This window comes from Blautia stercoris (assembly GCF_054657695.1).
This window is the reverse complement of record NZ_BAAHYF010000001.1, coordinates 1,727,829-1,744,786: the sequence shown is the minus strand read 5'-3', so window position 1 is coordinate 1,744,786 and position 16,958 is coordinate 1,727,829. Positions and strand designations below refer to the sequence as shown.

14 protein-coding genes are annotated in these 16,958 nt (G+C 38.6%); 11 read left to right on the top strand and 3 right to left on the bottom strand.

The annotated features are described in order from the left end of the window. Positions 1-14 precede the first annotated feature (14 nt). The 5 genes from ACYQ2D_RS08420 to ACYQ2D_RS08400 all read left to right on the top strand — a co-directional run bounded on the left by ACYQ2D_RS08420 (position 15) and on the right by ACYQ2D_RS08400 (position 5,908). Positions 15-1,706 carry an extracellular solute-binding protein gene (locus ACYQ2D_RS08420; protein ID WP_459785128.1) on the top strand — a complete coding sequence of 564 codons (1,692 nt, stop codon included), beginning with the start codon at positions 15-17 and terminating at the stop codon, positions 1,704-1,706. 77 nt (positions 1,707-1,783) lie between these two features. Further along, a complete protein-coding gene (locus ACYQ2D_RS08415) occupies positions 1,784-3,268 on the top strand; it encodes a glycoside hydrolase family 32 protein (RefSeq protein ID WP_459785126.1) in 1,485 nt (494 codons plus the stop codon). A 51-nt stretch (positions 3,269-3,319) separates the two neighbouring features. Continuing rightward, on the top strand, positions 3,320-4,273 hold the full coding sequence (locus ACYQ2D_RS08410; protein ID WP_459785124.1) for a carbohydrate kinase family protein: 954 nt from the start codon (positions 3,320-3,322) through the stop codon (positions 4,271-4,273). 234 nt (positions 4,274-4,507) lie between these two features. Then, entirely contained in the window at positions 4,508-5,623 is a 1,116-nt protein-coding gene (locus ACYQ2D_RS08405; protein ID WP_459785122.1) for a GGDEF domain-containing protein, read from the top strand. Between the two features lie 27 nt (positions 5,624-5,650). Further along, complete coding sequence (locus ACYQ2D_RS08400; RefSeq protein WP_022303512.1) at positions 5,651-5,908, top strand: hypothetical protein; 258 nt, start codon at positions 5,651-5,653, stop codon at positions 5,906-5,908. A gap of 119 nt (positions 5,909-6,027) precedes the next feature. On the opposite strand, the gene ACYQ2D_RS08395 is transcribed toward ACYQ2D_RS08400, so the two are convergent. Next, complete coding sequence (locus tag ACYQ2D_RS08395; protein ID WP_459785120.1) at positions 6,028-7,407, bottom strand: RNA-guided endonuclease InsQ/TnpB family protein; 1,380 nt, start codon at positions 7,405-7,407, stop codon at positions 6,028-6,030. Between the two features lie 96 nt (positions 7,408-7,503). Between ACYQ2D_RS08395 and tnpA the strand changes: the two genes are divergently transcribed. The 4 genes from tnpA to rsmA all read left to right on the top strand — a co-directional run bounded on the left by tnpA (position 7,504) and on the right by rsmA (position 11,929). Then, entirely contained in the window at positions 7,504-7,926 is a 423-nt protein-coding gene (tnpA, locus tag ACYQ2D_RS08390) for an IS200/IS605 family transposase (RefSeq protein ID WP_459785118.1), read from the top strand. A 177-nt stretch (positions 7,927-8,103) separates the two neighbouring features. Next, positions 8,104-8,271: a hypothetical protein gene (locus ACYQ2D_RS08385; protein ID WP_187558845.1), complete on the top strand. Its 168-nt coding sequence runs from the start codon at positions 8,104-8,106 to the stop codon at positions 8,269-8,271. Positions 8,272-8,591: 320 nt separating this feature from the next. Next, positions 8,592-10,943 (top strand): tetratricopeptide repeat protein, encoded by a 2,352-nt coding sequence (locus tag ACYQ2D_RS08380; protein ID WP_334297838.1) that lies wholly within the window; start codon positions 8,592-8,594, stop codon positions 10,941-10,943. A 116-nt stretch (positions 10,944-11,059) separates the two neighbouring features. After that, positions 11,060-11,929, top strand: coding sequence for a 16S rRNA (adenine(1518)-N(6)/adenine(1519)-N(6))-dimethyltransferase RsmA (rsmA, locus tag ACYQ2D_RS08375; RefSeq protein ID WP_118701410.1), 870 nt, complete (start codon positions 11,060-11,062; stop codon positions 11,927-11,929). Positions 11,930-12,209: 280 nt separating this feature from the next. Here the strand turns inward: rsmA and ACYQ2D_RS08370 are convergent, their stop codons facing one another. Continuing rightward, positions 12,210-13,376 carry an ROK family transcriptional regulator gene (locus ACYQ2D_RS08370; protein ID WP_459785116.1) on the bottom strand — a complete coding sequence of 389 codons (1,167 nt, stop codon included), beginning with the start codon at positions 13,374-13,376 and terminating at the stop codon, positions 12,210-12,212. A gap of 365 nt (positions 13,377-13,741) precedes the next feature. On the opposite strand from ACYQ2D_RS08370, the gene ACYQ2D_RS08365 reads away from it, so the two are divergent. Continuing rightward, positions 13,742-14,647 (top strand): DUF1002 domain-containing protein, encoded by a 906-nt coding sequence (locus ACYQ2D_RS08365; protein WP_459785115.1) that lies wholly within the window; start codon positions 13,742-13,744, stop codon positions 14,645-14,647. Between the two features lie 94 nt (positions 14,648-14,741). On the opposite strand, the gene ACYQ2D_RS08360 is transcribed toward ACYQ2D_RS08365, so the two are convergent. Further along, the gene (locus ACYQ2D_RS08360; protein ID WP_459785113.1) at positions 14,742-15,362 is read right to left on the bottom strand and encodes a GTP pyrophosphokinase; all 621 of its coding nucleotides are present in this window, start codon (positions 15,360-15,362) and stop codon (positions 14,742-14,744) included. A gap of 227 nt (positions 15,363-15,589) precedes the next feature. Here ACYQ2D_RS08360 and ACYQ2D_RS08355 point away from each other — a divergent pair, with 227 nt between their 5' ends. Continuing rightward, on the top strand, positions 15,590-16,633 hold the full coding sequence (locus ACYQ2D_RS08355; protein WP_117457034.1) for a LacI family DNA-binding transcriptional regulator: 1,044 nt from the start codon (positions 15,590-15,592) through the stop codon (positions 16,631-16,633). The last annotated feature ends 325 nt before the right edge of the window (positions 16,634-16,958 follow it).

Genomic DNA, 16,958 nt, shown 5'->3' with positions numbered 1-16,958 from the left:
GTAGGAGGGTAAAGATGAAAAAAAGAACGAAAAAAGTATGGAAAAGAACAATGTCTGTAGCATTGGCGGCAACAATGACAGCGATGGCGTTTACCGGATGTGGAAATAAATCCAGTGCAAAATTAAATGATGGAAGCTTTAAAGAAGTGGATGCGTCTACTCTGGAATTTCCGTTAAAAGAGAAAGCAACTTTAACCGGAACAATTAGTTATCCGGCAAATACAGAATCTGAACCGAATAAGAGAACGATTTTTAAAAGACTTCAGGAAAAGACGAATGTAGAAATTGACTGGACGGCGATTCAGGCAGATCAGTGGAGTGATAAAATTTCTCTGGAAATGGCAAATACAAAAAATATGACAGATTTTATCTTTTCAGCGGGATTCAGCGATAATGACTTGTTAAAATATGCCAAACAAGGTGTAATCATTCCGTTGGAAGAATATATTGACGCATATATGCCGAATTTACAGGCAGTTTTTGAAAAATATCCGGAATATCGAACCATGTGTACTGATACAGATGGACACATCTGGGCACTTCCATGGATTGAACAGCTTGGAAATGAAAAGACAGCAATTCAGACAATCGGAAATATGAGTTTTATTAATAAAAAATGGCTGGATTTCTTAAATCTTAAAGTTCCGACAACCGTAGATGAATTTGAACAGGTATTAATTGCGTTCCGCGATCATGCATCTGAAATTCAGGCAGAGTTTGGAATTGATGGAAGCATTATTCCGATGTCTTGCATTGTAAATGATGGAGACCAGGATCCGAGTTTAATTATCAATGGCTTTGGAGAAGGGTATGGAGATGCAGATAAAACAAGACATATTGCAGTGACAAATGATAAAGAAGTCATCTGTTCTGCAACACAGGATGGATACAAAGAAGGTATTGAATGGCTGCACAAATTATATGAAGAAGGCTTAATTGATACAGAAAGTTTTACACAGGAATGGTCTACTTATGTAGCAAAAGGAAAATCCGGACGTTATGGTGTTTGCTTTAGCTGGGATGTGGCAAATATTGATAACTTAGAAGACTGGGTTCCGCTTCCGGCATTAACAGCAGATACAAGAAATATTACTCCTCAGAATGGTTCTTTCACAAGTGGATTTGACAGAGGAAGATGTGTTGTAACAGCAGTAGCAGAAAATCCGGCACTTGTTTGTGCATGGTTAGACCAGATGTATGACCCATTCCAGTCTCCACAGAATAACTGGGGAACCTATGGTGAAGACGATGACTTTGATATCTTTGAACTCAGCAAGAATGCAGAGGGTGGAGAAATGCTCAAGCATGCACCGCTTGGAGATGCTTCACCGGTAGAAGTTCGTGAAGCAGAATCAGTTGGAGGTCCGCTTGCAGTATTAAATGATTACTATGATGTTTATGTGACCTGCCCGGATGATGCACAATATCGTTTAGACTGGATTAAAGAATATTATACACCGGATATGAACCTGGATTATGTATATCCAAATGTATTTATGAATCAGGAAGATACAAAGAAATTGTCTGACCTTCAGACTGATATTGAAAAATTAATCAATGCAAACAAATCCGATTGGATTATGAATGGATTTACAGATGATGACTGGAACCAGTACTTAAGTGAATTAGACGGATATGGTCTGGAAGAATATCTGCAGATTTTCCAGAAATATCTGGATGACTATTATGCAGATAGTGCCAAATAAAGAGAAAAGATAAGGCGAGAGGCTGCGTAACAAAACTGCGCAGTCTCTTTTTTGAAATTTTTTTTGGAGGAAAAGGAATGATTAACGATAAATTAAAAAAGGCGAGAGAATATGAAGTACGGAAAGAAAAAGAAATTGCTCCAGATAAAAGACCGGCGTTTCACCTGACTCCAAGAGTCGGCTGGATGAATGACCCGAATGGATTTTCTTATCATAATGGAGAGTATCATTTGTTTTATCAGTATCATCCGTATGATACAAACTGGGGACCAATGCACTGGGGACATGCAGTAAGTAAAGATTTATTAAAATGGGAATATTGTCCGACAGCACTTGCACCAGATGAAAGTTATGATAATTTTGGATGTTTTTCGGGAAGTGCGGATACTTTGGATGACGGAAGGCAGATTCTTATGTATACAGGTGTTCAAAACACAAAAGATGAAGATGGAAAAGAGATTGTGTTTCAGACTCAATGTATTGCAGTTGGAGATGGAACAAATTTTGAAAAATATGAAAAAAATCCAGTAATTACTGCAGATGCTTTACCGGAAGGCGCAAGTAAAATTGATTTCCGTGACCCGAAAATCTGGAAAGAAAAAGATGGAACATTTCGCTGTGTAGTTGGAAGCAGACCGGCAGATGGAAGTGGACAGATCTTATTATATAGCAGCAAAGATGGATTTTCCTGGAACTTTGAACAGATTTTGATTCAAAACAAAAATCGTTTTGGAAAAATGTGGGAGTGCCCGGATTTCTTTGAAGCGGATGGAAAATGGCTGTTGATGGTCAGCCCTCAGGATATGATGCCGGTAGGCCTGGAATATGGAGCAGGAAATGGAACATTATGCGTAGCAGGTCATTTGGACGAAAACAAACATTTTGTAGAAGAATATACACAGTCTATTGATTATGGAATTGATTTTTATGCACCGCAGACTGTTTTAGCACCGGATGGAAGACGTATTATGATTGGCTGGATGCAGAACTGGGATACCTGTGGAGTGCGGGAAGATGACATGAAATGGTTTGGTCAGACAAGTTGTCCGAGAGAAATTCAGTTTGTAGATGGAAAACTGATTCAGAATCCAATTCGTGAGTTAAGCAATTATCATAAGAATACCGTTTCTTATTCAGAAGTGCTTATATCTGACTGTATTTCTTTAGAAAAAGTCAGCGGAAGAATGATTGACCTGGAAGTAGAAATTAAACCGGAAGATGAAGAAAATTGTTATGATAAATTTGTAATCCAATTTGCCAAAAACGAGAGCTTCCATTCGGATATTGTATTTTATCCAAAGGAATCTGTTCTGGAAATTGACCGTAGCTGGTCAGGTATCAGAAGAGCCGTACAGCATCAGAAAAAATGTAAAGTGGCAGACAATAATGGAAGTATAAAATTACGAGTGATTCTTGACAGATACAGCGTAGAAGTTTTTGTAAATGATGGAGAACAGGCAATGTCAATGGCAGTATTTACAGAACAATGTGCAGATGAAATTTGCTTTTATGCAGAGGGAAAAGTGAAAGCTAATGTGACAAAAAGTGATTTGGAATTTTAAAAAAGAGTTGATTTTAGAAAAATTTTAATCTAAGAAAGCTGGGCTAAGAAAATGACAGATGTAACCGCATTGGGAGAATTATTAATTGATTTCACAGAAAATGGAATCAGTGAGCAGGGAAATCCAATTTTAGAGGCCAATCCAGGAGGCGCACCATGTAATGTGCTGGCAATGCTTACCAAACTTGGAAATCAAACATTATTTATCGGAAAAGTTGGAAATGACAGTCTGGGAAAGATGCTAAAAGATAAGGTAACAGCACTGGGAATAGATACAACTTATCTGTATCAGGATGAGATAGTGCATACGACACTTGCTTTTGTACATACTGCAGAAGATGGAGACAGAGAATTTTCATTCTATCGAAATCCAGGCGCAGATATGATGCTTCGTGCAGAAGAAGTGAATGAAGAAGCAATAAAAGAATCAAAAATTTTTCACTTTGGAACGCTTTCGATGACTCATGAAGGAGTACGCACAGCAACCAAAAAGGCAGTGGAAACAGCAAAACAAAATCAGGTTTTAATTTCCTTTGACCCGAATTTAAGAGAGCCATTGTGGGATAGTTTAGATGAGGCAAGGAAACAGGTTTCTTATGGAATGAGTATGTGCGATATCCTGAAAATTTCGGATAATGAAATTGAATGGTATACCGGAGAAAGCGACTATACAAAAGCAGTTGAGAAAATTTTGGAAAACTATCAGATTCCGCTGATTCTGGTTTCCATGGGAAAACAGGGAAGCCGTGCATATTATAAAAATCAGATGGTAGAAGTACCGGCAATTCTTCAGAAAAATACAATCGAGACAACAGGTGCGGGAGATACCTTTGATGCCTGTGTATTAGACTATATTTTAAAACATGGACTGGAAAATTTGTCTGAACAAAATTTAAAAGAAATGCTTACTTTTGCAAACGCAGCAGCGTCGATTGTCACAACCAGAAAAGGGGCACTCTGTGTGATGCCATCAAAGGAAGACGTAGAAGAAATTTTGAAAAAATAAGAAATGAGGGAGCAATTTAAGGCAGATTCAAAGCCGCTTTAAATTGCTCCTTGCTTGTTACAGCAGTGTCCGCTTTACAACGTGTTGAGCAGAGATTAATCGAAAAATTTTGACAGGTGAAGTCTGAAAAAAACAGGAGAACAATAAAAGTTTCTCCTGTTTTTTTGCAAGAATAAGCCAAAGTATGGTATGATATAGGCAGGTAACTAAAAAAAGAGGGATTGAGCGAAAAAGATGAAGAAACTATGGGATTGGGTGAAGGATGTTTGGGTATATTCAGGTCTGTCAAAAGAAAACTATGAAAATATCCAGCAAAGTGTGGCGCATAAAAATGCAAGATTGTTAAAAAATGCGATTCGTTCTTTTGAAGTGCTCACAGGAGTATTATTAATTGCAGCGTTCTTTTTTTCACAATTAAATGCGTTGAAGAGTTTTTTGATTCTTACTTTTATCGGTATGATGATGATGGAAATTATAGTACGTGTCTGTGATTTGAATAATTTTAGGACACTTCGGAGTGTCTGTTATGTATTTCTAAGTACAGTTTATTTATTTACAGCGATTTCGGGTACAGTTGGAAGTCCGAAACAGAGTGCAACTTCATATTTTATTTTATTGTTTGTAGGACCGCTTTTGTTTATTGACAAGCCATATCGGATGGCGTTGTTTCTTTGTATTATGACGGTGATTTTTCGATCTCTTGCACTGCATTATAAAGAGCCGGAGATTGCAAATTTTGATGTATCAAATGCAATCTGTTATACGATGCTTGCGATTTTATTATATCTTTTGACCAGTCGTACCAAAGCAGATGAGCATCGGCTTAGATGGGAAATCGCTAAGCAGAGAGATACAGATGAGCTGACAAAGCTTTTAACCAAAAATGCGATAGAGAGAAAGATAAAACAGTATATGGAGTTAACTCCGTCCAAGCCGGCAATGATGCTGGTGATCGATTTGGATAATTTTAAACATATCAATGACACGTTCGGACATGCTTATGGAGATGCAGTACTGCGTCTGATGGGAGAATGTATTAGAAGTAATTTCAGAGAAGATGATTATAAGGGAAGATTTGGCGGAGACGAATTTGTAGTATTTCTTCCAGGTATAGATGATAAGCAGCAGGTAGTAACCTATGTCAACAATCTGGTGGAAATGATGAAAGCTCATGTCAGAACGCCGGAGAGTGCAAATCCGGTACATGGAAGTATTGGGATTGCGCTGTATCCAAAACATGCGTCTACTTATGAAGAATTATTTAAAAAAGCAGATGAAGCATTGTATGCTTCAAAAGAACGAGGAAAAGACCGCTATACATTCTATATATCAAAAGAAGTATTAAAATAAAAGTCGGAAAGGGTTCGGTGAGTTATTATGGAAGAATTATATCAGGCAATTGAAGAAAAAATAAAAGCTTCGGGTTATCCGAGAGCAATTTCAGGAGCAGATGTGTACGATGATATCTGTGACCAGATTGAAGGAAAAGAGAATGGAAGTTATTTATTATTATCCAAATTTGAGGACGATGTAATATTTGAGTACCATGTGACCATTCAGGATGAAGAATTTAATCTTGGAATTTTGACCATGCGTACTCCGGAAGGAATATTTGAAGCTGATTTTGATAAATGAATTACCAACTCCCATGCGGTGCATAGCTCCTATGGAAGTGGTATCTGGGTGGCAGCAGGACACTTTATAAGTCGTCTTTCGAACCTAAAAATAAGCTGTCCACCACCTGCCGAGGCCGTTCACGCGGCCGCTATCCCTTTTACGGAAATACTTAGGGGATTCAGTTCGTGGAATCCTGACACTTCAGGTGATGCGAGGAATGAAAAATCAGTTATGCTGTTCCATGCATCCGTTATGGCCTTGCGCATGATATTTGCGGCACCGTTGCAGTCGGCATTGATGATCATGCCGTTAAAGCAGCGGTAGAGACTGCGGCTTATGCGCCTGCCAGAAAATACCGCATTTTCGGCATCAACGCCATAAACAGGAATGTAGTCCATTGCTGTTATGTCAGCCTGTGAGGTGTATGACTCTTCCTGCATGATTGTCTTTATTCCGGCATCAGATGCTTTGTAAATAATCATCTGTTTGAGCAGCCCTGTAGGCATTGAGACAAAGTTCTGGTTGTTCTGTGAACCCATGTCGCAGTCCTGTTTCCAGCGTTTGTTTTCGCCAAGAACAAGTGTACCGGCGTGATGTTCCATGCAGTAGTTTATAATGCTGCGGCTGATTTTATGGCACTGATCCTTAATGAAATCGGCATGATGCCGGCTTAAGGCGCTCAGATATCTGGAGCTGGCATGCCTGTGTTCATGACCTTTTGTGATAATGCTGACAGCTTTGGCTCTCTTTTTGTGAAACCACTGGCACTCTGACAGAACAGCTCCGCCCTTGTACAGCATTGATGAACCATCATTGCATACGACAGCTGCGAAGTTGCTCACACCAAAATCTATGGCACATATGTTGGGCATGTCTGTATTATCTGCGGCAAAATTTTCACTTTCGAGGGTAAGACACAGGATGTATCTTCCATAATAAGGCTTAATTTTAACCTCTTTGAGGACGGAATCCGCTTCTACATTTGAAAGATAAAGGCGTTCCTTTCTACCCGGGAGTTTTAAATTAACACCATGATCTGCGGGATATAATACAGCATCCTGATTCGTAATACCAAATGTGATAATCTTACGCTTCTGGTAGTGCGGCATCTGCGGTTTTCCTAAAAACTTTGACGGATCCTGCTTGTAAGTCTTTAAGGATTTCAGCCAGTTTGAGAAATCGGTTCCTGCATGTTTGACAACAGCCTGTGCCGTCTGCATTGGAAGTCCTGCAAAGAAGTCAGGGTTATGCGTAACGCGCATCAGTTTCTCAAGGTGACCGTATGAAATGACCTTTTTCACTTTAACAGAAGGATAAGTCTGTTGCAGAAGAGCTACTTCAGCAAAGACTTCTTTCTCATTGTCCGTACGAGAGTCTTTATCCCAGCCTGTGAAAATCTGTCTGATACGAAAGAGCGCAGCATTATACAACAGCTTTGCTTTTTGAGCATTGCTGTCGCAGTAATCATATATTAAGCTGTCCTGTGCTATCTGACACTGGATTACCTTATAAGACATATAGCTGCACTCCTTTTTTAAGTATTGAAAACATGGATTATCTCTGATATAATTATAGCAAACATATATTTGGATGTAAAGGAGAATTTGATCCTTATGAAAAAGAAAACAGGGTACGAATATTATATAAACAGGCACAGCTGTTTTTTATTGCAGTATCATATAGTACTTGTAACAAAATACAGACATCCGGTTCTTACCGGCGATGTAAAAACTGCTGTCTATGAACGGATTAATTATGTAGCTGAAAGCAGAGGGTTTAATATACTTGAGTTAAATGGGGAACTGGATCACATACATCTGCTTATTGAAGCGAACCCGCAGACTTCTCCGTCAGAACTTGTCAATGTAATAAAAACTCAGACGTCCCGCAAAGCTCGTAAGCTTTATGGCGATACATTGCTTAAAAAGTATTACTGGAAACCTTATTTTTGGTCTGACAGTTATTTTATTGCAACCGTAAGTGAAAATACTCTGGATGTAGTGAAAAATTATATTAAAAATCAGGGAATAAAATAAAACACAGCCATTCACCCACGCCTATGCAAGTATTATAGACGTGGTACTCTGGCTGATATAATAGAAAGAGTGGCTGTCGAGTTTTCGACAGTCCTTTTGTTTTTTCATAGCGTTTGTCGAAAAAACATAGTATAATAAAAAGGAAAGCTATTTTTAACCGAGGAAAAGAGGGCTCAAATGGGTGAAATTGGACAGATTTTTTTAAATCTGGGGGAATATTCCGGACCAATATTAATCGGGCTGCTGGTGGGAGTTTGGTTGTTCGGGAGGTTTCTGAAATTAAATTTAAAAGAAAAAAGAAAAAGAAATCTTCAGGATGCAAGAGATATTATTATTCTGAAATAGAAGAGGGAGAATCGGAAATCCATATTATGAGCCAGGTGAAGCAGATGGATGTTATCCTGTATTGCACAGGTGGCATCCATTTTGTTTTTGCCTGCTATTACTATATATACTATATGCGTTTTGTACCTCATTGAACCTCTGGGAAAGACTTTGACATCTAATCATGGGTATGATACACTGAACTTAACTATGGGTATTGTGTCATGGTATGGCAAATATTAATAGTAGAAACTTAATATACGTTATATATTTAGTACAAACACAGCAAAAGGAAGTATCGAATGTACAGCTGATTTTGAGCGTACATGAAACTAACAGAGGTGAAAATATTGGATAAAAAGGAATACCGTGCGAGACTGGATGAGATTAACAATCTGGTAGAGAAGCAGGATTACAGAGAAGCTCTGAATGTTGTAGAGACGATTGAGTGGAGACGGGTAAGAAGTGCAAGAACTCTTTGTATGGTAAGTGAAATCTACGAGGTTAATAAACGGTATGATGACAGTCTCAGACTGCTTCTGCTGGCTTATCAGAGAGCACCGAGCGGAAAGCTGATTTTATATCGTCTGGTAGAGTTGTCTGTAAAGATGACAGATTATGAAAGTGCAGTTAAGTACTATAATCAATTTATGAAACTCTCTCCAAATGATAACAACCGTTATATTTTGAAATATAAGATTTATAAAGGAAGAAAAAATCCGATTGAGGATCAGATTAAAATCTTAGAGAAATATAAAGCAAGTGAGTATACAGAACGCTGGGCTTATGAACTGGCAAGATTGTATGCAAGAGCCGGCATGTACGATAAATGTATCGCAGAATGTGACGAGATGGTTCTCTGGTTCAGCGACGGAAAGTATGTAAAGAAAGCTCTGGAGCTGAAAATGAAGTATACGGAGCTGACAGATGCGGAGAAAGAAAAATATAAGGAACTTTATGGAGAGCCGAAAGCAGTACGTATTGCAAGAACAGCGGCAAGTGTAAGTGCGGCAACTCAGGCGGCAGCAAAAATGCTCAATCAGACTGCGCAGACTATGGTAAAACCAGAGGAAGCAGTAAATTCAGTTAAAGCAGAGGCATTTCAGCTTCCGAAACCGGAGGCGATTAAGAAAGCTGAATCTGGGGCAGGCTCAGAAGCAAAAGCGGAAGAGGAAGTAAAACCGGAACTGGCAGAACAGCCGAAAATAATGAAGATGCCGGAATTTATTAAAACTCCGGAAGTTAAACCAGATTTTGAACCACTTCCGGAAATTCAAATGCCGGAAGAAATCAAAAAAGAAATCGAAGAAGAACTCGAAAAGAAAAAAGAGGTAGAAGCAAAACTGCAGGAAGAAACAGCGAAAATTGCAGAAGAAGAACCTGTTAAAGAATTTGATTTAGAGGCGGCACTTGGAGCTGCGGCAGATGAGATGGTTCAGGAAGAAAAAACTGAAGCAGTAGAAAACGAAGCGGAAGCAAAAACAGAAATGGAAGTGTCAGAAGGCGCAACTATCCAGCTTCCGTTAGAAGAGATAAAAGCAGCACGTCAAAATGCAGTAGAAACCGATGCAACGGTTGATTTATCAAATGTTGTAGAAGAAGCAATGGCGGAAGCGGTTGTGACAGCGGAGGAAGAAACAGCAGAAAAAGCGGTAGAAGCTGAAACTGAGGCATCAGAGGAAGAAGTGGCTGAAGCTGAGACAGAAGAGCCACAGGAAAATGAAGCAGCTGAGTCCGTTGAGACAGAAGAGCAGCAGGAAGAGAAAGTGACGGAATCTGCTGAACCGGAACCGATTGAAGTAGAAGAAGCACGAGAGAGTGAACCGGCACAGTGGATGCTTGAGGAGCCAGTGGAGTCAGAAGAAGAAAATGCAGAGCCGGAAGCAGAAGTAGCTGAAGAAGTAGAACCAGAACCGGAAAAAGTGCTTCGTCATCATTTGACAGAGGAAGAACACAGACGACTCTTTACTTATTTTGCACCAATTCCGGGAATGAAAGAACAGGTAAAAGAAGCTTTGGATATCGCACAGAAATCTGCGTGTGAAAAGACTTCCAAGGCAGGAAATATGATTGTAACTGGACGTTCCGGTTCAGGAAAAACCAGATTTTCAGAAAGCCTGATTAAAGCACTTTGCAAAGAACGCCAGATGGAAGGTGCAAAAGTGGCTTACCTGACCGCAGAGGTGTTAAATAAAAAAGACCCTGCATTTATTGTAGATAAACTTTCAGGAGGATTTCTGGCAATCGGACGTGCATCTGCAATGACTGCCCAAACAGTTGAGAATCTTTCCAAAGCGATGGAATTTAAGACCAATCGTCTGACTGTTATTTTGGAAGATTCAAAAGCCGGAATTTATACATTGAAGCAGGATTATCCGGAATTTATGGAAAAATTTGATTCGAGGATTGTAATTCCGGTTTTTACCAATGACGAGCTGGTGTCATTCGCCAAGACTTATGCCAAGGAAAAAGGCTATAAGGTAGATGATATTGCAGTACTTGCGGTATATTCTTTGATTGGCGATAATCAGTATGAAGATGACCCAGTCTGCGTCGGACAGGTAAGGGAAATGATGGATAGTGCAATTGCAAAAGCTTCCAGACTGGGCAGACGTCCAGGTAAAAAAGTGGCAAAACGTCATCTGGATGTAACCGGACGAATTATGCTGTATGAAAAAGACTTTAACCTGTAAGATATCATAACAGGAACAGTTTGCAGATAAAAATATAGATAAAATTTGCAGATAAAAATAGAGTCTGCAGATAAAAAATATAGATGAAAAAGCAGATAAAAAAGGGAGAAAAAAATATGGCAGTCCCATATCTTGGAAATTCAAAGAATACGATTGAAGTATTGCAGAAATATGATTTTGTTTTTCAGAAGAAATTCGGACAGAACTTTTTAATTGACTCCCATGTACTTGATAAAATTGTAAGCGCAGCAGGAATCACGAAAGATGATTTTGTACTGGAGATTGGTCCCGGAATTGGGACTATGACCCAGTATCTGGCAGCTTCTGCCAGAAAAGTGTTTGCGGTGGAAATCGATAAGGCGTTAATTCCAATTTTGGAAGATACCTTAAAAGAGTTTGATAATGTTCAGGTTATCAATCAGGATATCCTTAAAGTAGATATCAAAAAACTGGCAGAGGAGCACAATGACGGAAAACCGATTAAAGTTGTGGCAAATCTGCCATATTATATTACAACGCCGATTATCATGGGATTATTTGAAAGTCAGGTTCCGATTGATTCAATTACCGTAATGGTACAAAAAGAAGTAGCAGACCGAATGAAAGTTGGTCCGGGCACAAAAGACTACGGTGCGCTGTCACTGGCTGTTCAGTATTACGCAGAGCCGTATATCGTGGCAAATGTACCACCAAACTGTTTTATGCCAAGACCAAAGGTGGGAAGTGCAGTGATTCGCCTGACCAGACATGAAAAACCACCGGTTGAGGTGGCTGACGAGAAATTGATGTTCCGCCTGATTCGTGCTTCTTTTAACCAGAGAAGAAAGACCCTTGCAAATGGATTGAATAATTCACCGGAATTGTCTTATTCCAAAGAAGAAATCCAGCAGACTATTGAAAAATGTGGATTTAAAGCGGGAATTCGAGGAGAAGCACTGACTTTGGAGGATTTTGCAAAACTTGCCAATGCATTTTCTGAAAAGTGAAAAATTCAAGAAATAAAATGAATACAGAAAAAATGAATATAGAAATAAGACGAAAAGCCATCGCCCAGAATATCCGAAACTGGGCGATGGCTTTTTTCTATAAATATTAAAGGAAGGAGAGCCGGTCGTTTGCGACCGACATATGAAAAAGAAAATATAAAAATAATTTTTGTTCTTTATTATTTTTATGATTTTAGTATATTCGATAAATGTGTGCAAATCATGTTGAAGTTGTGAAGAAATCATGAACGAAATTCAAAACTTTTGTGAATGACAGATTTTATCGTATTTTGTTGGAAGAAAAGTTCTCGATTATCAAGTGACGAATATCCAGAAAATGTTCGACACCAATGCGGATTCCACCCATCAGACCGGAAATATCCTCAAGCTTTGATGGAATGATCTGGCATTTACGATTCTGATGATGGCGCAGATAGTCCTGAATCGAAAGGTTAATCTGCGGAATATAATTAGAAAACGAGCTGTTGAGCACGACCAGTTCAATATTAAACGTATTAATAATATTGTTGATTGCAATTGAAATATATTTGGAAAATAATTCCATCATTTCAAGTGCTTCAGGAACCTGGTTCTGATAGTCACGGACAAAAGCATCTATCGTAACCTGTTCCTGATGGGTGAGTCTGGCATATTCTTCTAAAATCGCTTTCTCAGAGGCATATTGTTCCAGACATCCATGATTCCCGCATGGGCAGGGTTTGCCGTCGGGAAATAAAATTGTATGTCCGATTTCTCCGGCATAGCCGTCCTGACCACGATAAAGATGACCGTTAATCATAATTCCCATACCAATTCCATCATGAATATTTAATAATACCATGTTTTGGTCATAATGATGAAATGCCGATTCACCGAGAACAGACAGGTTCGATTCATTTTCAACAAAAACCGGAATGTGAAACTCTGATTCAAGCAGTTTGGCCAGATTAGAATCCGGAAGCGGATAATAAGGAGTAAAAAGAATCTGATTTTGTTGTACAACACCATAGATTCCGATGGTAATTCCTACGATTTTATAGGGACAATTCCCATACTCAGGCAGGATATCACGAATTATCCGGCACAGATTTTTGTATAAATTATCTTCTTTTTGGAACGGATATTCTTTTAAACGGCAGTTTTCTCCTTTTAAATCCGAGGTTAAAGCGATAATCTGAGACGGATGCACGTCAATAGAAAGTACATATCCGCATTTTTTCTGAAATTCGAGTAAAATAGGTTTTCTTCCAAGAGAAGTCTGAGCACTTCCGATTTCTAAAATCAGATGCTGTTCAATCAGCTCCTGAACGATATTGGAAATGGTCGCTTTTGTCAGATGAAGCTGCTGAGAAAGTGCAGCTCTTGAGATTGGTGGATGGTTTACAAGATATTCAAGCACCTGTCTGCGGTTATTGTCGCGTATCATTTCCTGATTTGCAATAGCCATGAAAAAAATCCCTCCTTTAAGTGAAATGTACTCTTGAAAAATCAGCCGTAAAATCAAATACAGAAAGATTCGGAGAGTACATTGCGTGTATTATTTATCATACCACTTTTCTTAAGTGGCGGGCAAGAAAATTTGTATAATGGGTAAACAAAACGTAAAGGGGCAGTTGAACGCAGATAAGCATTCTCACACTTCAAGTGCGCAGAGCGCTAAGCAGTGGGTAAGGAGTTTGCTTTTGGGGTTGATTTTGCAAAACGATTAGGCAGAAAAAAGTTTCGGATAAAATTTCTTAATGAAAACTTTAGATGCATAAAAACAGGGAGTGTGTTATGATGAGGGTGAAACTTTGAAAGGAGATTTTTATTATGAAACTCAACAAAAGAAAATTAGCGTTACTGATGACAGGACTGATGCTGGTCATGTCTCCGGTCAGTGTATGGGCCGATAGAGAAGATGCAAAACTGGAGAAACCTTATGTATCCTTAGGTGCAGACTTAAGTGCAAATGACCGTGCAATCGTATTAAAATTGCTTGGTGTGACAGAAGATGACTTGAAAAATTATACCGTAACAACGATTACCAATGCCGATGAACACAAATATCTGGATTCTTATCTGAGTAAAAGCGTAATCGGAACAAGAGCCCTTTCTTCTGTACTGGTAAAAGGAAAAACTGACGGAAGTGGAATTAAAGTTACAACCTACAACATTACTTACTGTACGACCGGTATGTACCAGAACGCCTTGGTAACAGCAGGAATTGAGGATGCAGAGATTGTGGTAGCTGGTCCTTATAATATTTCCGGTACGGCTGCTCTGGTTGGAGCAATTAAGTCTTATGAGAATATGACAGGCGAAACTGTCAGTCAGGAAAATGTAGACACTGCGACAAACGAACTGGTTGTGACCGGAAAACTTGCAGAAAGTGTAGGTGATTCCGATAAAGCAGAACAGTTAGTCGGAGCAGTAAAAGAACAGGTTGTAGAAGGCAGTGACAATGGAAAAAAACTGACGGAAGAAGAAATCGGAAATGTAGTTGACCAGGCAGCACAAGAGATGGATGTCCAGCTTTCTGATGAGGACCGTCAGGAAATTGTTGCTTTGATGGATAAAATCAAGGGACTGGATATTGATGTGGACAGCTTAAAAGAACAGGCAAAAGATTTATATGATAAAATCGATGATTTAGGATTAAAATTAGACTGGAATCAGGAAAAAGTACAGGGATTCTTCTCTAAAATTATCGAATTTTTCAAAAATTTATTCAGCTAAAAACGAATAGAAACGGTTACATGGACAAGAATAAGGGGAAGCATTGTTAAGATGCCTTCCCCCTGTTCTTTTTAATGGACTCTCAGAGTCTTTACTATACTTGCTTTTTGGGCTGAGTTTCTTCATTTTCTGTTGCACTGTATTTCTGAATTGCCTCATTTAGAGATAGCATACGCTGGTCTAATTGAGCCACAATCGTAGCACATTCCTGTAAGTCTTTACTGATGTAATCCGGTGCATTTCCCTCAAACTTGTAATAAATTTTATGTTCCAGGCTTGCCCAGAAATCCTGTGCAATTGTTCGAATCTGAACTTCTACGGGAACATAGAGAGTCTTATCATAGAGATAGACCGGAACAGAAACCAGTAGATGATAACTTTGATAACCGCTCTCTTTTGGCTGTTTCATATAGTCTTTTATGTTCTCAATGCGCAAATCATTTTGTTTGCGAATAAAATCAGCAATCAGATAAATATCAGAGGTGAAAGAACAGATAATGCGGATTCCGGCAATATCGTTTACATATCGAATCATGTTTGGAATATTTGATTCGTAACCATCTTTTTTTAATTTTTTTACAATGCTTTCCGGAGTTTTGATTCTCGATTTTACGTGTTCAATCGGATTATAATGCTGAATATACTGAAATTCGTCGTTTAAGATATCAATTTTAGTTGCCACCTGTTTTAATGCGGCATGATAAAGAAACATCATAGTTTCCCAGTCATTGACATCTCCATATTCTCTTTCAAAAATTGAATTATTTATAGTATCACTTCCTTTTTTGTCGCTTCTGTATAGTATAGCATAAAAGATAAAAGATGAATAGAAAGAAAATAAAAAAGAGATTTTCCGAAAAAGGTTGACAGAAGAGAGGGGACGTTGTTTAATAAAATTATTATATTAAACGTTTAAGTAAAAAAGAAGGTGAAAAAAGGAAAATGGCGACGATTAAAGAAATCGCAAAGGCATGTCATGTATCAGTGGCTACCGTTTCCAACATATTGAACAAAAAGCCAGGTGCAAGTGAAACGACAAGGGAACTTGTACTCAAAACAGCTAAGGAAATGGACTATATGCCAAATTATGTGGCGAAAAATCTTAAAACAAAGAATACAAGAAGCATAGGTGTTATAGCGGAGGACATGACTATTTTCAGTATTCCGGATATTATTGACGGGATTACGGAATACTGTGAGGAAGTTGATTATCAGATTTTACTTACGAATTTACGGCTGTATAAGAAGTATCAGGATGTGTATTATGGCAGGGAAGATTATTTTGAAAGGGTAAAACAGGAAATAAAAAAGCTTATGGCAAAGCAGGTTGAGGGGATTATTTATGTGACAGCTCATGAGAGGGTGATGCATTGTATTCCGGATGACCTGCCGATACCGGCAGTCATGGCTTATGGATATACGGAAAGCAAAAAAGTGCCGTCGATTGTTGTGGATGATGAACATGGAGCGTATGAAGTTGTCTGTCATCTGATTCGGCATGGACACAGAAGAATCGGTGTAGTTATGGGAAAAAAGGATAGTCTTCATGCACAGGCACGTCTTGTCGGATACCAGAAAGCACTGCGAGACAACGGGATTGTGTATGATCCGGAACTTGTTGCACAGGGAGACTGGACAAGAGAAAGTGGATATAGAATGGCAGATGAACTGCTTGCACATGATGTGACAGCAGTCTTTTGTATGAATGATCTTATGGCAGGCGGACTTTATGACCGACTGGATGAACTTGGGAAAAAAATACCGGAGGAACTTTCTGTTGTAGGATACGATGACAGAGAGTTATCAAGTTATTATAAGCCACCGCTCACGACAATCCGACTGCCGCTGCATGATATTGGATATCGTGCAGCAGAAGTGATGATTGCTTTGCTGGAAAAACGGATTGTACCGCAGGAAGAAGAAGTGATTTATCAGATGCCTTGTGAGATGTTAATTCGTAAGTCTGTGCAGGACTACAAATTATAGTGGTACAAGTTGTGAGAATAGGATACAAGCAATGAAAAAAACAGCTTTTTGAGACTTTTTTTAAAAGGTTTTGGAAAGCTGTTTTTCGTTAAAATATACAAAGAAAACAGGATTTGAAATTGATAAATATTAGGATTGAGAGGGGAAATGTTGTGCAGTTTGTACATACTTAAACGATTTAAAAAAATTAAAACATGTAGAAAAGATGGAAAACAAAGAAAAAATGAGATAATAAGAAAAAAAAAGAGATTATAGAGATATTAATCGTTAAAAAATAAAATTTATAAGCTTTTTATTGTGTAAATAATGTGGTATAAATAAGAAA

What these genes read in the sequence shown, in the direction of transcription:
- ACYQ2D_RS08420 (WP_459785128.1), top strand. Translation starts at nt 15, where the DNA reads ATGAAAAAAAGAACGAAAAAAGTATGGAAAAGAACAATGTCTGTAGCA.
- ACYQ2D_RS08415 (WP_459785126.1), top strand. Translation starts at nt 1,784, where the DNA reads ATGATTAACGATAAATTAAAAAAGGCGAGAGAATATGAAGTACGGAAA.
- ACYQ2D_RS08410 (WP_459785124.1), top strand. Translation starts at nt 3,320, where the DNA reads ATGACAGATGTAACCGCATTGGGAGAATTATTAATTGATTTCACAGAA.
- ACYQ2D_RS08405 (WP_459785122.1), top strand. Translation starts at nt 4,508, where the DNA reads ATGAAGAAACTATGGGATTGGGTGAAGGATGTTTGGGTATATTCAGGT.
- ACYQ2D_RS08400 (WP_022303512.1), top strand. Translation starts at nt 5,651, where the DNA reads ATGGAAGAATTATATCAGGCAATTGAAGAAAAAATAAAAGCTTCGGGT.
- ACYQ2D_RS08395 (WP_459785120.1), bottom strand. Translation starts at nt 7,407, where the DNA reads ATGTCTTATAAGGTAATCCAGTGTCAGATAGCACAGGACAGCTTAATA.
- tnpA (WP_459785118.1), top strand. Translation starts at nt 7,504, where the DNA reads ATGAAAAAGAAAACAGGGTACGAATATTATATAAACAGGCACAGCTGT.
- ACYQ2D_RS08385 (WP_187558845.1), top strand. Translation starts at nt 8,104, where the DNA reads ATGGGTGAAATTGGACAGATTTTTTTAAATCTGGGGGAATATTCCGGA.
- rsmA (WP_118701410.1), top strand. Translation starts at nt 11,060, where the DNA reads ATGGCAGTCCCATATCTTGGAAATTCAAAGAATACGATTGAAGTATTG.
- ACYQ2D_RS08370 (WP_459785116.1), bottom strand. Translation starts at nt 13,376, where the DNA reads ATGGCTATTGCAAATCAGGAAATGATACGCGACAATAACCGCAGACAG.
- ACYQ2D_RS08365 (WP_459785115.1), top strand. Translation starts at nt 13,742, where the DNA reads ATGAAACTCAACAAAAGAAAATTAGCGTTACTGATGACAGGACTGATG.
- ACYQ2D_RS08360 (WP_459785113.1), bottom strand. Translation starts at nt 15,362, where the DNA reads ATGATGTTTCTTTATCATGCCGCATTAAAACAGGTGGCAACTAAAATT.
- ACYQ2D_RS08355 (WP_117457034.1), top strand. Translation starts at nt 15,590, where the DNA reads ATGGCGACGATTAAAGAAATCGCAAAGGCATGTCATGTATCAGTGGCT.